Source organism: Pseudomonas sp. TE3786 (assembly GCF_054057335.1).
This window is the reverse complement of the sequence record NZ_JBSRZF010000023.1, coordinates 32,220-45,605: the sequence shown is the minus strand read 5'-3', so window position 1 is coordinate 45,605 and position 13,386 is coordinate 32,220. Positions and strand designations below refer to the sequence as shown.

The 13,386-nt window shown below is 61.6% G+C and carries 16 protein-coding genes; 9 read left to right on the top strand and 7 right to left on the bottom strand.

Annotation, left to right across the window (positions count from 1 at the left end; genetic code table 11):
* Positions 1-44 precede the first annotated feature (44 nt).
* From ACVW0Y_RS20765 to ACVW0Y_RS20755, 3 genes are all read right to left on the bottom strand, one after another.
* Complete coding sequence (locus tag ACVW0Y_RS20765; protein WP_457440993.1) at positions 45-941, bottom strand: alpha/beta fold hydrolase; 897 nt, start codon at positions 939-941, stop codon at positions 45-47.
* Positions 941-1,708 carry a class II aldolase/adducin family protein gene (locus tag ACVW0Y_RS20760; protein WP_457441021.1) on the bottom strand — a complete coding sequence of 256 codons (768 nt, stop codon included), beginning with the start codon at positions 1,706-1,708 and terminating at the stop codon, positions 941-943. Before ACVW0Y_RS20760 ends, ACVW0Y_RS20765 begins: the two co-directional genes overlap by 1 nt.
* A 269-nt stretch (positions 1,709-1,977) precedes the next feature.
* Positions 1,978-2,433, bottom strand: coding sequence for a flavodoxin (locus ACVW0Y_RS20755; protein ID WP_457440992.1), 456 nt, complete (start codon positions 2,431-2,433; stop codon positions 1,978-1,980).
* A gap of 211 nt (positions 2,434-2,644) precedes the next feature.
* On the opposite strand from ACVW0Y_RS20755, the gene ACVW0Y_RS20750 reads away from it, so the two are divergent.
* The 7 genes from ACVW0Y_RS20750 to ACVW0Y_RS20720 all read left to right on the top strand — a co-directional run bounded on the left by ACVW0Y_RS20750 (position 2,645) and on the right by ACVW0Y_RS20720 (position 6,695).
* On the top strand, positions 2,645-3,250 hold the full coding sequence (locus ACVW0Y_RS20750; RefSeq protein ID WP_457440991.1) for a hypothetical protein: 606 nt from the start codon (positions 2,645-2,647) through the stop codon (positions 3,248-3,250).
* A 145-nt stretch (positions 3,251-3,395) separates the two neighbouring features.
* Positions 3,396-3,971 carry an antibiotic biosynthesis monooxygenase gene (locus tag ACVW0Y_RS20745; RefSeq protein ID WP_457440990.1) on the top strand — a complete coding sequence of 192 codons (576 nt, stop codon included), beginning with the start codon at positions 3,396-3,398 and terminating at the stop codon, positions 3,969-3,971.
* 112 nt (positions 3,972-4,083) lie between these two features.
* Positions 4,084-4,791 (top strand): dihydromonapterin reductase, encoded by a 708-nt coding sequence (gene folM, locus ACVW0Y_RS20740; protein WP_457440989.1) that lies wholly within the window; start codon positions 4,084-4,086, stop codon positions 4,789-4,791.
* A 38-nt stretch (positions 4,792-4,829) separates the two neighbouring features.
* On the top strand, positions 4,830-5,201 hold the full coding sequence (gene folX / locus ACVW0Y_RS20735) for a dihydroneopterin triphosphate 2'-epimerase (protein ID WP_108096067.1): 372 nt from the start codon (positions 4,830-4,832) through the stop codon (positions 5,199-5,201).
* Between the two features lie 109 nt (positions 5,202-5,310).
* Positions 5,311-5,601, top strand: a complete 291-nt coding sequence (locus ACVW0Y_RS20730; protein ID WP_457440988.1) for a DUF1244 domain-containing protein — start codon at positions 5,311-5,313, stop codon at positions 5,599-5,601.
* Positions 5,601-5,942: a HopJ type III effector protein gene (locus ACVW0Y_RS20725; RefSeq protein WP_457440987.1), complete on the top strand. Its 342-nt coding sequence runs from the start codon at positions 5,601-5,603 to the stop codon at positions 5,940-5,942. Before ACVW0Y_RS20730 ends, ACVW0Y_RS20725 begins: the two co-directional genes overlap by 1 nt.
* A gap of 144 nt (positions 5,943-6,086) precedes the next feature.
* Positions 6,087-6,695 carry a putative glycolipid-binding domain-containing protein gene (locus tag ACVW0Y_RS20720; protein ID WP_457440986.1) on the top strand — a complete coding sequence of 203 codons (609 nt, stop codon included), beginning with the start codon at positions 6,087-6,089 and terminating at the stop codon, positions 6,693-6,695.
* Between the two features lie 101 nt (positions 6,696-6,796).
* On the opposite strand, the gene ACVW0Y_RS20715 is transcribed toward ACVW0Y_RS20720, so the two are convergent.
* Together ACVW0Y_RS20715 and ACVW0Y_RS20710 are read right to left on the bottom strand one after the other, a co-directional pair.
* Positions 6,797-8,161, bottom strand: coding sequence for a spinster family MFS transporter (locus tag ACVW0Y_RS20715; RefSeq protein ID WP_457440985.1), 1,365 nt, complete (start codon positions 8,159-8,161; stop codon positions 6,797-6,799).
* A 333-nt stretch (positions 8,162-8,494) separates the two neighbouring features.
* A complete protein-coding gene (locus ACVW0Y_RS20710) occupies positions 8,495-9,535 on the bottom strand; it encodes a ferrochelatase (protein WP_457440984.1) in 1,041 nt (346 codons plus the stop codon).
* Positions 9,536-9,857: 322 nt separating this feature from the next.
* On the opposite strand from ACVW0Y_RS20710, the gene ACVW0Y_RS20705 reads away from it, so the two are divergent.
* On the top strand, positions 9,858-10,844 hold the full coding sequence (locus ACVW0Y_RS20705; protein WP_457440983.1) for an NAD(P)/FAD-dependent oxidoreductase: 987 nt from the start codon (positions 9,858-9,860) through the stop codon (positions 10,842-10,844).
* Positions 10,845-10,974: 130 nt separating this feature from the next.
* Positions 10,975-11,391 (top strand): GNAT family N-acetyltransferase, encoded by a 417-nt coding sequence (locus ACVW0Y_RS20700; protein ID WP_457440982.1) that lies wholly within the window; start codon positions 10,975-10,977, stop codon positions 11,389-11,391.
* A 122-nt stretch (positions 11,392-11,513) separates the two neighbouring features.
* On the opposite strand, the gene ACVW0Y_RS20695 is transcribed toward ACVW0Y_RS20700, so the two are convergent.
* Both ACVW0Y_RS20695 and ACVW0Y_RS20690 read right to left on the bottom strand, forming a co-directional pair.
* On the bottom strand, positions 11,514-12,278 hold the full coding sequence (locus tag ACVW0Y_RS20695) for an amino acid ABC transporter ATP-binding protein (RefSeq protein WP_457440981.1): 765 nt from the start codon (positions 12,276-12,278) through the stop codon (positions 11,514-11,516).
* 11 nt (positions 12,279-12,289) lie between these two features.
* Positions 12,290-13,384 (bottom strand): amino acid ABC transporter permease, encoded by a 1,095-nt coding sequence (locus tag ACVW0Y_RS20690; RefSeq protein WP_457440980.1) that lies wholly within the window; start codon positions 13,382-13,384, stop codon positions 12,290-12,292.
* Between the last annotated feature and the right edge of the window lie 2 nt (positions 13,385-13,386).

Below are 13,386 nucleotides of genomic sequence, written 5' to 3'. Positions count from 1 at the left end.
ACCGCCACCTTGCGCATATCGCCCCTCGCCGAAAAAGACTGCGGCTAGGCTACAGCAACGCTCCCCAGGGCGGCACGGAATGCCTGGTAATGCTGCAACACCTGGCATGGCGCTTCGGTTTGCGGGTAATGGCCGATGCCTTCCAGCAACACGGTATCCGGCTGAGGAATCAGCTCGCGGTAGCGCTCCACCATATGCGCCCCGGAAATCGGATCCACCGCACCGTCAATCACCCGTAGCGGCACCCCACCCTTCTGCATCGCCGCCACCCAGCGATCACGTTGCTGCCGGCGCTCGGGGATGTAATAAATCAGCCGATGCATCACCGCCGGGCCATGGTCACGGGCGATCAGGCTCCAGAAATCATCCAGCTCCTGCTCCCCCGGCCGAGTATGTGGGCCGAACACCTGAGCAAAACTGGCAGCCAGCTTCTTGCGGCTGAACAGCCTACCTACCAAAGGCCCCAGGGGACTGAGCAAGAGTTTTTGCACCAGCACCGGCCGGTGGGTTTCCGGGAACAGGCCACCGTTGAGGAACACGCAGGAGGCCAGACGAATACGCCCTTCGTGATGGCGAGCGAGCAGCTCCTGGGCAACGCTGTCGCCATAGTCATGGGCCAGCACATGCACCGGGGCGTCGATATCCAGATGGCGCAACAGCGCCTGCTGGATATCGGCCTGTTCCAGCAATCTGTAGTCGTGACCGCGAGGCTTGGCCGAATCGCCAAACCCGAGCATGTCGCAGGCGATCACCTGGTAACGCTCGGCCAAGGTATGCCAGAGGTAATGCCAATCCCAGCTGGCGGTGGGAAAGCCATGGATCAACAGCAGTGGCTCGCCCTGCCCGGCTGTCCAGTAGGCAATCTGCTGGCCCTGAAAACTCAGGCGCTTGCCCTGCGCGCGCCAGTCACGCAGGGGAATGCCGGCGCTGGCCGGTGCCATCAGGCGTTGTAACCGGGGTTCTGTTGATCGAGCTTGCGCAGCAGCGCCGGCCAGGCCAGGTTGCCGCCCATGCCCTGGGCGGTTTTCATCACGCCCTGGACCATGGCTTTGGCACCGTCGAGGATCTGCTGCGGGATATGGATCAGCTCGGCACCGCCGCTCTGCGCCATCACCTGCACTTCGCAGGCACGCTGCAGGGTGAACATCATCAGAAAGGCATCGGCGATGCTCGCCGAGCAGGTCATCAGGCCGTGGTTGGGCAGAATCATGAAATTGCTCTCGCCCAGGTCGGCCTGCAGACGAGCCTTCTCTTCGTGGTTCAACGCCACGCCTTCATAGCCGTGGTAGGACAAACTGGAGAGCACGAACAGCGATTGCTGCGACAGCGGCAGCAGGCCCTGTTTCTGCGCCGACACAGCAATGCCGGCTGCGGTGTGGGTGTGGATCACGCAACCCACATCGTGCCGCACTTCGTGCACGGCACTGTGGATGGTGTAGCCGGCGGGGTTGATTTCGTAGGGGCTGTCCATTTGCTTGACGCCGCTAAGGTCGACCTTCACCAGGCTGGAGGCGGTGATCTCATGGAACATCAAGCCGAAGGGGTTGATCAGGAAGTCTTCGGTGCCCGGCACCTTGGCCGAAATGTGGGTGAAGATCAGATCGTCCCAACCATGCAGGGCAATCAGCCGATAGCAGGCAGCGAGGTCGACACGGGCCTGCCACTCGGCAGCGGATACCTGATCTTTGACGTTCGGTACGGATTTGATTTGCGCAGCAGTCACGGCAATCACCTCGGTTTGTTTTTGTTTTTTAGTGCAGGTGAGTCTAGCGAGGGATGGCGGTGGCGGTAGTCGCCCTGGCGGCCAGCGTGGTGGCCGTGCGAGTCAGTGCGGGTCGAGGGACCCTGTAGTAGCGGCTTCAGCCGCGATTGGCCGAACCTGAAACCCGCGCATTCGCCCGCATTGCCGATCAACAGCATCGCGGCTGAAGCCGCTCCTACAGGTAAAACGCGTTCCTAGGCTTAAGGCTCGAGCTTTTAAGCGCGCAGGGCTTGGCCAAACTCCGCCAGCCACGGCTCGGCATCCGTCTCCGGGGTCACGCTTTCGCTGGCATCCAGACGCAGCATCGGCAGCACTTCACGCAGGCCTAGTTCGGCAAACAGTTCGCGCAGTTGCTCGCCGCCGCCGCAGAAGGTGTCGCCATAACTGGCATCGCCCAGGCCGATCACCGCGCCCGGCAGGCCACGCCATTCGCTGGGCAGCACGTCGCGGATAGCATGGAACAGCGGCTGCAGGTTGTCCGGCAGTTCGCCCATGCCCGTGGTCGAGGTGACCGCCAGAAAGGCTTGCGGGGCGAAGGCTTTGAGCTCATCGAGGGTCGCCCGCGGGTTGTGCCAGGCTTCAAGCCCGGCGGCCTTGAGCAGCTTCTCAGCGTGGCGGGCCACTTCCTCAGCGGTACCGAACACCGAACCGGACAAGATCGCAACTTTCATCAAAACGCTCCGCTAGCTGAGTGAAAAACGGCGGCCATTATGCCTGAGCCCTGTAACTATCGCCTTTGAACGCCTGGCAAAGGCTCTAACGCGCGGGTTGCCGATCCGTTTATCGGAAAACCCTTACAAAATTCTAATAAAGCCAGCGCGGGGTTGTCCCACGACCGTCACAGCCTTGGTTCCCCGCCTGCAGTACTGGAGCATCTACACCATGCAAGACGTGCCCATTCTCACCAGCGAGGAACTGGACTTTATCCAGGACCTGCAAACGTCTGCGCGCCTACCGGGCCCGGCGCAAACGCCGAGCTTGCGGGTGGATGGTGGTGCCCAGATCAAAGCCCTGCTCACCCGCCTGGCAGCCAGTGATCAACTGACCATCGAAGCCCACTTCAACGGCGAGCGCGTGACCTTCCCGCTGCAATTGGTCGAAGACGAATTCCATAGCCTGAGCCTGGAAATCGGCCTGCCCCAGGTGGTCGAGCCAGGCGAGTCCGAGCGGTCGTGGCGGCTGCACCTGAAGCCCGCCATTGCCCTGCTGGACGAACATGGCAAACCCAGCGGCGTATGGCTGCACAGCCTGTCGACCACCGGGCTGCTGGTGGAAATCCGTCATCGCCTGGTGCCGAACAACTTCACCCTGTGGCTGCCGCAGTCCGGTGCCGAGCCGATTCGCCTGCAGGGCATCCTCGCCCGCCGCACCGAACAACGCCTGGTCGCCTACCGCCTGAGTGGGCGCAAAACGGTGCACAGCGAACGCCTGCGCCAGTACATCTATCAGCAGCACCGCCTGCTCAATCAGCTGGAGCCCGCGTTCTGACTGCCAACCGGGCTGTCTGGCGCGCCTTTTGCTGGCCTTCAGAGGGGTAAAAGCACTAGGCTTCGCCCCCTGAAGCCCCACCACCCCGGGGCGCTTTTTTGCCAAAGCTCTACCCGAGCGGCGGCAAGATCTGAGGAGATACAAAATGTCTGCTTCCCCCGTCACCCTGATGGTGGCCCGTCGCGTGCCCCGCGAGCGTTACCAGGACTTTATGCTCTGGCTGCGCGAAGGCGAACAACTGGCGACCGACTTCCAAGGTTATCTCGGCTCCGGCGTACTCGCCCCGCCGCCCGATGATGACGAATTCCAGATCGTATTCCGCTTCGCCGATGCCGAGCTACTCGCCAGCTGGGAACACTCCGCCTCGCGCCGCGCCTGGCTGCAACGTGGCCAGGGCCTGTTCGCCCAGCCCCTGGAGCATCGCGTGCAAGGCATCGATGCCTGGTTCGGCAGCGCCAGCCGCAATGTGCCACGCTGGAAACAGAGCGTGGCGATCTGGCTGGCGTTTTTCCCGGTATCCCTGGCATTCAATCTGCTGTTCGGCGGGCTGCTCAGCGAACTGCCGCTGGCCGTGCGCATTCTGCTCAGCACCCTGGCCCTGACGCCGCTGATGACCTACTGGTTTATCCCCCTCTCCACCCGCCTGCTGGCACCCTGGCTACACAAGCGCAAGGCGTTGCCGGTGGTGCAAGGTTCGTCCTTGGCAGCAGGAGCCAAGTAAGCCGCCAGGTAACGCGCGGCCTTTTGTGCCGAGCGGCAGACTGGGGTAACGTTGCCAGGCCCGTTTTCATCGAAGAGGGAAACGGGCCTTTCACTTTGCCTACGAGTCGCCCATGCCTGTTTCTGCCCCCATTCTGCTCACCGGTGCCGGCCAACGTGTCGGCCTGTTCTGCGCCGAGCGCTTGCTGGATGACGGTCACCCGCTGATTGTCACCTACCGCCAGGAACGCGACAGCTTGCAACAGCTGCGCGAGCGCGGGGCGATCACCATTCAGGCCGATTTTTCCAGTGAGGCCGGCATTCTGGCCCTGGTCGCCGAGCTGAAACGGCACACCGACAGCCTGCGCGCGATTGTGCATAACGCCTCGGCCTGGCTGGCGGAAACCCCCGGCAACGAAGCCGCGATCTTTCAGCAGATGTTCAGCGTGCATATGCTCGCGCCCTACCTGATCAACCTGCATTGCGCCGATTTGCTGCGCCGCTCGAGCCCGGCGGATATCGTGCATATCAGCGACGATGTGGTGCACAAGGGCAGCGCCAAACACCTGGCCTATTGCGCCAGCAAGGCCGGACTGGAAAGCCTGACCCTGTCCTTTGCCGCCAAGTACGCACCGGCCATCAAGGTCAACGGCATCGCCCCGGCGCTGATTCTGTTCAACGACGGCGACGACGCCCAATACCGCGCCAAGACCCTGGCCAAGTCGGCGCTGGCTATCGAACCTGGTGCCCAGGTGATCTACCAGAGCCTGCGTTACCTGCTCGACAACCCCTATGTCACCGGCAGCACCCTGAGCGTCAACGGCGGCCGGCACTTGAAATAAACAACCCGAATAAAACCGATTGGATGGAGTACACCGCTATGCCGAGACTGGAGCCTGGAATGGCGCGCATTCGGGTCAAAGACCTGCGCCTGCGCACCTTCATCGGAATCAAACAGGAAGAGATCGACAACAAGCAGGACGTGCTGATCAACCTGACCATCCTCTATCCCGCCGTGGATGCCGTGCAGGTCAATGACATCGAGCACGCGCTGAATTACCGCACCATCACCAAGGCGATCATTGCCCACGTCGAGAACAACCGCTTCGCCCTGCTCGAGCGCCTGACCCAGGAACTGCTCGACCTGGTGATGGCCCATCCGGCGGTGCGTTACGCCGAGGTGGAAGTCGACAAGCTGCATGCATTGCGCTTTGCCGAGTCGGTGTCGATCACCCTCGCCGGGCATCGCTGACCGCCGTTTTTGCCCGAGCGCCCGCATTGCCCTGCGGGCCCGGCGCTTCTATCATCGCGCCCATTCACTAGCCCATTATTCCCCCCGCACGTTCTCGGAGTACCTCGCCATGACCGAGCAAGAACAGATCGAACTCGAAGCCGCCGCCTTTCGCCAGCTGGTGCAACACTTGCGCGACCGCACCGACGTGCAGAACATCGAACTGATGAACCTCGCCGGCTTCTGCCGCAACTGCCTGTCCAAGTGGTACAAAGCCGCCGCCGATGATGTCGGCCTGCCGGTAAGCATCGACCAGGCGCGCGAAGAGATCTACGGCATGCCGTACAGCGAGTGGAAGAGCAAATACCAGAAAGAAGCCAGCAGCGACCAGCAAGCGGCGTTCAACAAGGGTCACAAGTAATGACTGCACTCAACGATTTCCGCGCCGCCCTGCGCAGCGACCAACACCTGTTCGCCAGCACCCTGGCATTTATTGCCGAGCACTACGACTACCAGCCCAGCGCCTTTGTGAATGGCAACCAGAACAACGCCAGCGGGCAGAACGAAGGCTCGTGCAAAACCCTCGGCCTGGCCCTGCTCGAAGGCCTGAGCCTGGAAGAAACCCTGCGCGCCTTTGGCGAGCATTACCGCAGTGTGTTGGCCACCCCGACCGACAGCGATCACGGCAATATCCGCGCACTGATGGAAACCGGTTTGAGCGGGGTGAACTTTCAGCAGCAACCGCTCAAGCGCAAGGCTTAGCGTCGCAAAAAAATAATATCTTGTAGCTTAAATCCTACATACATCACAGAAATCAGCGCTTATTCTTCCCGCCGGAACACACCATGGACGGTGCCCTGCGGCTGCAGCAATGGGCCCCGCCGTCCGCTCCCTGGAGTTGCACGGATGCAGCCTACCTTGATGCAGCAACAAACCCTTGTGTGGAAGCCCTGGCTCAACCCCGGCGTGGAAAACCTGCGCCTGCGCCAGGACGACAGCGGCATTCACGCCAGCAGCCATCTGATTCAGAGCGTGCGCGGCAACAGCATCGCCGCCACCTATATGCTCAACTACGATCCGCACTGGCACTTCCGCCGCCTGTGGCTGAAGGTGGATAACCTCGGCCAGCGCAGCCTGACCCTGGAGCGCGATATTCGCGGCCATTGGCAGCTCAATGGCGAGCCGCGCCACGACCTCAATGAGTGCCAGCATGTAATGCTCTCGGCCACACCCTTTACCCACACGGCGATCCTGCAGCGCAGCGCATTGGCCGTGGGGCAAAGCGAAGAGGTGTCAGTGGCCCATGTGGATCTGCTGACGTTCACCGTACAACCCAGAATTCAGCGCTACCTGTGCCTGCGTCAGCAGGATGAACACACCCTGTATCGCTACGAAACCGCGGGTAAACAGAGCCGCGAGCTGACGGTGGATAGCCAGGCGTTTCTGCACAAGTCCAGCGAGCAGTACCTGCGCCTGACCTCCAGACTGGCGTTGGAGCTCAATACCTGGGTTTGACCGCTTAAAAGCATCGCGGCTGAAGCCGCTCCTGCGGAGGAAAATACCATCCCCTGTAGGAGCGGCTTCAGCCGCGATTGTCAGACCTGCAAACCTCAACCTCAGGCTTTGGCCGGCACGCCCATCGCCTCAACCGCAGGCTCCGCACTCCACCCCTTCAGCCGCTCCACACTGGCCCGATAGGGCTTCAAGCCTTTCGCCAGCAGTACCACCGAGAGCAACACGGCCACTGTGGTGACGATCAGCAATGAGTACTTCAGCGCGTTGTCGTCAGCAAACCCGTAATCCGTCACCAGGGCCACCGCCGTCGGGCCAATGCCCAGGCCGATCAGGGTGATCACAAACAGGTAAATGGCCGAGGCCTGGCCGCGCATCGAGTTGGGCATGATGTCCTGGATGGCCGCTGGGGCCACGCCGAACGGCATGCTGAGGAAGAACACCGCCGGGCACATAAAGATCGAGGCGATATTGCCATCGCTGGCCAGCGGGAACGCCAACACGCACGGCAAGGCGCCGATGGCGGCGATCAGGCCGACGCGCATATTGCCGTCGGTACGCCCGCGCTTGTTCATCCAGTCGGCCAGGCGGCCACCAAAGACGATGCCCAGGCAACCGAACACGGCGACGATGCTGCCGTACACCACCCCGACATGGCCGGCATCCCAGCCATAGGTGCGGATATAGAAGGTCGGAATCCAGGCGGCGCTGCCGTAGCCGGCAAAGGCCAGACCGGCAAAGCCGAAGTTGTGGCAGAGCACGGTGCTGCGGTTGGCGCGGATATAACGCCCCACTTCGCTCAGCGGCACCGCAACCCCGGCCCCCACGCCACGCCGCGTCGGCTCACGCACCGCGAGCATCAACAGGGTGAACAGCACGCCGGCAGCGCCCAGCAGGAGGAAGATCAACTGCCAGGGGCGTACTTCACCGAGCACCGGCAACACCACATCGCCCTGGGCCGAGGCGAACTTGATCACCAGGCCACCGAGCAGAAACGCCAGGCCCGAGCCCAGGTACACGCCCATCGAATAGACGCTGATGGCCGTGGCGCGGCGGTCGCTGGGAAAACTGTCGGCAATCAGCGAATAGGCCGCCGGCGACAGCGCGGCTTCACCTACACCCACACCGATACGGCAGAGCAGAAATTGCCAGTACAGACGGGCCATGCCGCAGGCAGCGGTCATCGCACTCCAGAACAGCACACCAATGGCGATCAGGCCACGGCGGCTCTTGGTGTCGGCCAGGCGTCCGAGGGGAATGCCGCAGACGGTGTAGAACAGCGCAAAGGACAAGCCCATCAGCAGGCTCATCTGCGTGTCGCTGATTTCCAGATCGCGGCGGATCGGGCCCACCAGCAGGTTGAGGATCTGCCGGTCGATAAACGACAGGATGTACGCCACCATCAGAATGGTGACAGTGCCCCAAGCACGGAGGCTGGAGGGATAACCGGCATTATTGTTGTTATGCACCATGGTCTCCTTCGGCGCTGCCAGTGCAACGCGCGGCCGTTGAAAGTGCTCGCAGAGTAGCGCCATACAGACCGCCGTTTGGCCGTTATCAGCCGAGCGAATGGAGGTACGGGCCTTTGGCGAATGACTTGCTGGTCAGCACCTGTTTTTTACTTCCTGGAATACCTCTTAGGGTTGATTGACGGGTGATTTACCGGGTGCCAATCGCGGCTGAAGCCGCTACTACGAGAGCAAACGAGGTGCTTTTGTAGGAGTGGCTTCAGCCGCGATGCTGTTAAAACGCATAAAAAAGCCCCGCCGAGGCGGGGCTTTTCAGCGCCTGGCAAAAACCTGTTACGAATTCAGCGGGTTGCCCAGCCCTGCCGGTGCCTGTTCACAGAGCGCGGTCAGGGTTTGCACCCACTGCGGGTGATCGTTCAGGCACGGCACCAACACCAGCTCCTGCCCACCGGCTTCGTGGAATTGCTCCTGGCCACGAATACCGATTTCCTCCAGGGTCTCGATGCAGTCGGCAACAAAGGCCGGGCACATCACCAACAGCTTTTTCACCCCCTGCTTGCCCAGCTCATCCAGACGCGCTTCGGTGTAGGGCTCAATCCATTTATTGCGGCCCAGGCGCGACTGGAACGACACCGACCATTGCTCAGGCTTCAGCCCCAAACGCTCGGCAAAGGCCTCGGCGCTGCGTTGGCATTGGCTGCGGTAACAGAAGGCCATGATCTCGTCGCTGACGCCTTTGCTGTCGGGCGCGCGCAGGTCGTGTTTGGGGTCGCGCACCAGTTTGCGGATATGGCTTTCCGGCAAGCCGTGGAAGCTCAGCAGCAGGTGGTCGAAGCCTTGCTGCAGATACGGCTGGGCACTGGCCACCAGCGCGTCGATATAGGCTGGCTCGGCAAAGAACGGTCGCAGGGTGAAAAATTCCAGCGCCAGGTTCTGCTCGCGCACCACCCGTTTGGCCTCTTCGATCCCCGTGGTCACGGTGCTATCGGCAAACTGTGGATAAAGCGGTGCCAGGGTGACTTTTTTGATCCCCTGCTTGGCCAGGCGGGTCAGCACGGTTTGCAGCGAAGGCTCGCCGTAGCGCATAGCCAGCTCCACCGGGCCGTGCTTCCAGGTATCAGCCATGGCCGTCTGCAGGCGCTGACTGAGCACGATCAGCGGCGAACCGCCCTCCCACCAGATCGAGCCATAGGCCTCTGCCGAGGCCTCCGGGCGCTTGATCAGAATCAGCGACACCAGCAGGCGGCGGATCGGCCAAGGCAGGTCGATAACGTAGGGGTCCATCAGAAACTGGTTGAGGTAGCTGCGTACGTCGGCTACTTGCGGCGAGGCCGGTGAACCGAGGTTGACCAGAAGCAGAGCGTGATCGGTCATGCAAACTCCCTAGCGAAGCCAAATGAAGCGGAAAAAAGCCGGTGAAAGACAAAACCAGCCCGACTGGCCGGGCATTATAAGGAGGAACGCGCGGGCAGAGCAGATCAACAAACAAAGCAGGCGCACCCGGGCTAAGCGTTCTATACCTAACAACAGCACACAGGCCGCCAGAACCTGTGGCCAATCCGCGAATCAGAGCGAGGGAGGGTCCTCGCGCCAGCACGCCCGGTAGCCGCCCGCCCGACTACCGTCGCACGGCTTTCCCCGCCCTTGGCCAGTACCAGGAGATTGTCAGCCCAGCCTGCCAGATCAGAGGTCAGATATGAGTTTTCCCGTCGCCATCATTGGCACCGGCATTGCCGGTCTTTCTGCCGCAAAAACCCTGCACGACGCAGGACTGCCCGTACAACTGTTCGATAAGAGCCGCGGAAGTGGCGGCCGCATGGCCAGCAAGCGCAGCGATGCCGGCGCGCTGGACATGGGCGCGCAATATTTCACCGCCCGCGACCGGCGTTTTCTGGAAACCGTGCACCAATGGCAGGCCCGTGGCTGGGTCGCCGAATGGTCGCCCAGCCTGTACACCTTCAGCAACGGCCTGCTCGGTGCATCGCCGGATGAGCAGGTGCGCTGGGTTGGCACGCCGCGCATGAGTGCAATAACCCGGGCCATGCTCGGGGCGTTGTCGGTGAAGTTTTCCTGCCGCATCACTGAGGTGTTTCGCGGGCCGCAACACTGGAGCCTGCAAGATGCCGAGGGCCAGACCCACGGCCCGTTCAGCCACGTCATCATCGCTACCCCCGCCGCCCAGGCCAGCGGCTTGCTGGCGGCCGCACCAAAACTGGCCGGCACCGCCGCCAGCGTGGCCATGGACCCGACCTGGGCCGTTGCCCTGGCCTTTGCCGAGCCCCTGGATACCCCGGTAGAAGGCTGTTTCGTCCGCGAGGGCCCGCTCGATTGGTTGGCCCGCAACCGCAGCAAACCCGGGCGCGACAGCAGCATGGACACCTGGGTGTTGCACGCCAGTAGCACCTGGAGTCGCCAGCACCTGGACCTGAGCAAGGAAGCGGTGATCGAACAACTGCACGGTGCCTTTGCCGAACTGATCGGCTGCGCCCTGCCCGCCCCGGTATTCAGCCTGGCGCACCGCTGGCTGTATGCGCGGCCGGCCAGCAACCATGAATGGGGCTCGCTACTGGATGCCGACCTGGGCCTGTATGCCTGCGGGGATTGGTGTTTGTCCGGGCGGGTCGAGGGGGCATGGCTGAGTGGCCAGGAAGCGGCCAAGCGATTGCTGGATCATTTGCACTAGAAAACAAACAGCTCGAGGCGGCCATCCGATTCCGCCTCGATTCCTGCCAGCACCGTTCCATCGCCGAATGCTACCCTCGCACTGCCCCAGCGCGGCCCACTCGCCGCCAGCAAAGCCGAGGAGTAGCGCCTTGCGTATCAGCACCGACAACAACGAACTGGATGTGCCGCTGATTCATCAATTTCTCAGCGAGCAGTCGTATTGGGCCAAGGGCATCCCGCGCGCCACCGTGGACAAATCCATCGCCCACTCGCTGTGCTTTGGTGGCTATATCAATGGCCGGCAAGTGGCCTTTGCCCGCGTGGTGTCCGACTACGCCACCTTCGCCAATCTGGTGGACGTATTCGTGCTACCCGTCGAGCGCGGCAAGGGCTACAGCAAGGCATTGATGGCCGCCGTCTTCGCCCACCCGGAACTGCAAGGCCTGCGTCGCTTTATGCTGGCCACCTCGGATGCCCATAGCCTGTATGCGCAGTTCGGCTTTACTGCACCGGCTAATCCGCAGGCGTTTATGGAGCGTTATGTGCCCGGCATCTATATCCACTAGCAGCGACGTCGGCCCCAATAAAAAAGGAGCCTTTCGGCTCCTTCATTAATCATTCATCACCTACGACTCTGCGCAAGGCTCGTTGGGCTTCGCTTTTGGCTCAACCCAACCTACCGGCGCTACTAGTGCAGGATCTGGCTCAGGAACAGCTTGGTGCGGTCGCTTTGCGGGTTGTCGAAGAAGTCGTTTGGCGGTGCCTGTTCAACGATTTCGCCTTTGTCCATAAAGATCACGCGGTTCGCCACGGTGCGCGCAAAACCCATTTCGTGGGTTACGCAAAGCATGGTCATGCCGTCTTCGGCCAGGCCGATCATGGTGTCGAGCACCTCTTTCACCATCTCGGGGTCGAGGGCGGAAGTGGGTTCGTCGAACAGCATGATTTTCGGTTTCATGCACAGGGCACGAGCGATGGCCACACGCTGTTGCTGACCACCGGAGAGCTGGCCTGGGTATTTATGCGCTTGTTCTGGAATGCGTACGCGCTCCAGGTAGTGCATGGCGATTTCTTCGGCTTTGCGCTTGGGCATCTTGCGCACCCACATCGGAGCCAAGGTGCAGTTCTGCAGAATGGTCAGATGGGGGAACAGGTTGAAGTGCTGGAACACCATGCCGACTTCACGGCGGATCGCTTCGATCTGCTTGAGGTCGCTGGTCAGTTCCACGCCGTCTACGACGATGCGGCCCTGCTGGTGTTCTTCCAGGCGGTTAAGGCAGCGGATGGTGGTCGATTTGCCCGAGCCAGACGGCCCGCACAGCACGATCCGCTCGCCCTGTTTCACGTTCAGGTTGATGTCTTTGAGTACGTGAAACTGGCCGTACCACTTGTTTACGCCCTGCATTTGAATAATGCCTTCAGGGCTCACAGGCTGTTTGTTCGCTTCGCTCATTTAGTCGACTCCTAACGCTTGTGGCCTGTGTCCAGCTTACGCTCCAGATGCTGGGAGTAGCGGGACATACCAAAACAGAAAATCCAGAACACCAGGGCCGCGAATACATAACCTTCGCTGGCCATGCCCAGCCAGGCCGGGTCGGCGGAGGCTTGTTTGACGCTGTTGAGCAGGTCGAACAGACCGATGATGATCACCAGGCTGGTGTCCTTGAACAGGGCAATAAAGGTGTTAACGATGCCGGGAATAACCAGCTTCAGGGCTTGCGGCAAAATCACCAGGCCCATGCTGCGCCAGTAACCCAGGCCCATGGCGGCAGCCGCCTCGTACTGGCCCTTGGGAATGGCTTGCATGCCACCGCGCACCACCTCGGCCACATAGGCCGACTGGAACAGGATGACGCCGATCAGGGCGCGCAGCAGCTTGTCGAAGCTCATGCCTTCAGGCAGGAACAGCGGCAGCATTACCGAGGACATAAACAGCACGGTGATCAACGGTACGCCGCGCCAGAACTCGATGAAGGTGACGCACACCACGCGAATGGTGGGCATCTTCGAGCGACGGCCCAGCGCCAGCAAAATGCCCAGCGGCAACGCACCGGCAATACCGACCGCGGCAATCACCAGGGTCAGCATCAAGCCGCCCCATTTGCTGGTGGCGACGTTTTCCAGGCCCAGGCCGCCGTGCAGCAGCCAGAACGCTACCAACGGGTAGATGACCAGAAAACCGATGGCGTAATAGGCCTTGCGCGGGAACTTGCTGATAAACAGCGGCGCCGCACCAATGATTGCCAGCCACACGGTGGCATCGACACGCCAGCGCAGTTCGGTGGGGTAGAAGCCGTACATGAACTGGCCGAAGCGTTGCTGAATAAACACCCAGCACGCGCCTTCCTTGGTGCAGTCGGCGCGAGTGGTGCCGACCCAGTTGGCGTCGAAGATCGTCCAGCTCAACAGCGGCGGCACGATCAGCCAGATCAGGTAGATGGCGAACAGGGTCAGGAGTGTATTGAGCCAACTGGAGAACAGATTGGCCCGCATCCACGCCACCACGCCGACGCTGGTGCGCGGTGGTGGCATGTCGGGTTTGAATGTATGAGTCGTCATGC

What these genes read in the sequence shown, in the direction of transcription:
- folM (WP_457440989.1), top strand. Translation starts at nt 4,084, where the DNA reads ATGCCTGTTTCTGCCCCCATTCTGCTCACCGGTGCCGGCCAACGTGTC.
- ACVW0Y_RS20750 (WP_457440991.1), top strand. Translation starts at nt 2,645, where the DNA reads ATGCAAGACGTGCCCATTCTCACCAGCGAGGAACTGGACTTTATCCAG.
- ACVW0Y_RS20710 (WP_457440984.1), bottom strand. Translation starts at nt 9,535, where the DNA reads ATGACCGATCACGCTCTGCTTCTGGTCAACCTCGGTTCACCGGCCTCG.
- ACVW0Y_RS20705 (WP_457440983.1), top strand. Translation starts at nt 9,858, where the DNA reads ATGAGTTTTCCCGTCGCCATCATTGGCACCGGCATTGCCGGTCTTTCT.
- ACVW0Y_RS20690 (WP_457440980.1), bottom strand. Translation starts at nt 13,384, where the DNA reads ATGACGACTCATACATTCAAACCCGACATGCCACCACCGCGCACCAGC.
- ACVW0Y_RS20745 (WP_457440990.1), top strand. Translation starts at nt 3,396, where the DNA reads ATGTCTGCTTCCCCCGTCACCCTGATGGTGGCCCGTCGCGTGCCCCGC.
- ACVW0Y_RS20725 (WP_457440987.1), top strand. Translation starts at nt 5,601, where the DNA reads ATGACTGCACTCAACGATTTCCGCGCCGCCCTGCGCAGCGACCAACAC.
- ACVW0Y_RS20730 (WP_457440988.1), top strand. Translation starts at nt 5,311, where the DNA reads ATGACCGAGCAAGAACAGATCGAACTCGAAGCCGCCGCCTTTCGCCAG.
- ACVW0Y_RS20765 (WP_457440993.1), bottom strand. Translation starts at nt 941, where the DNA reads ATGGCACCGGCCAGCGCCGGCATTCCCCTGCGTGACTGGCGCGCGCAG.
- ACVW0Y_RS20755 (WP_457440992.1), bottom strand. Translation starts at nt 2,433, where the DNA reads ATGAAAGTTGCGATCTTGTCCGGTTCGGTGTTCGGTACCGCTGAGGAA.
- ACVW0Y_RS20695 (WP_457440981.1), bottom strand. Translation starts at nt 12,278, where the DNA reads ATGAGCGAAGCGAACAAACAGCCTGTGAGCCCTGAAGGCATTATTCAA.
- ACVW0Y_RS20720 (WP_457440986.1), top strand. Translation starts at nt 6,087, where the DNA reads ATGCAGCCTACCTTGATGCAGCAACAAACCCTTGTGTGGAAGCCCTGG.
- folX (WP_108096067.1), top strand. Translation starts at nt 4,830, where the DNA reads ATGCCGAGACTGGAGCCTGGAATGGCGCGCATTCGGGTCAAAGACCTG.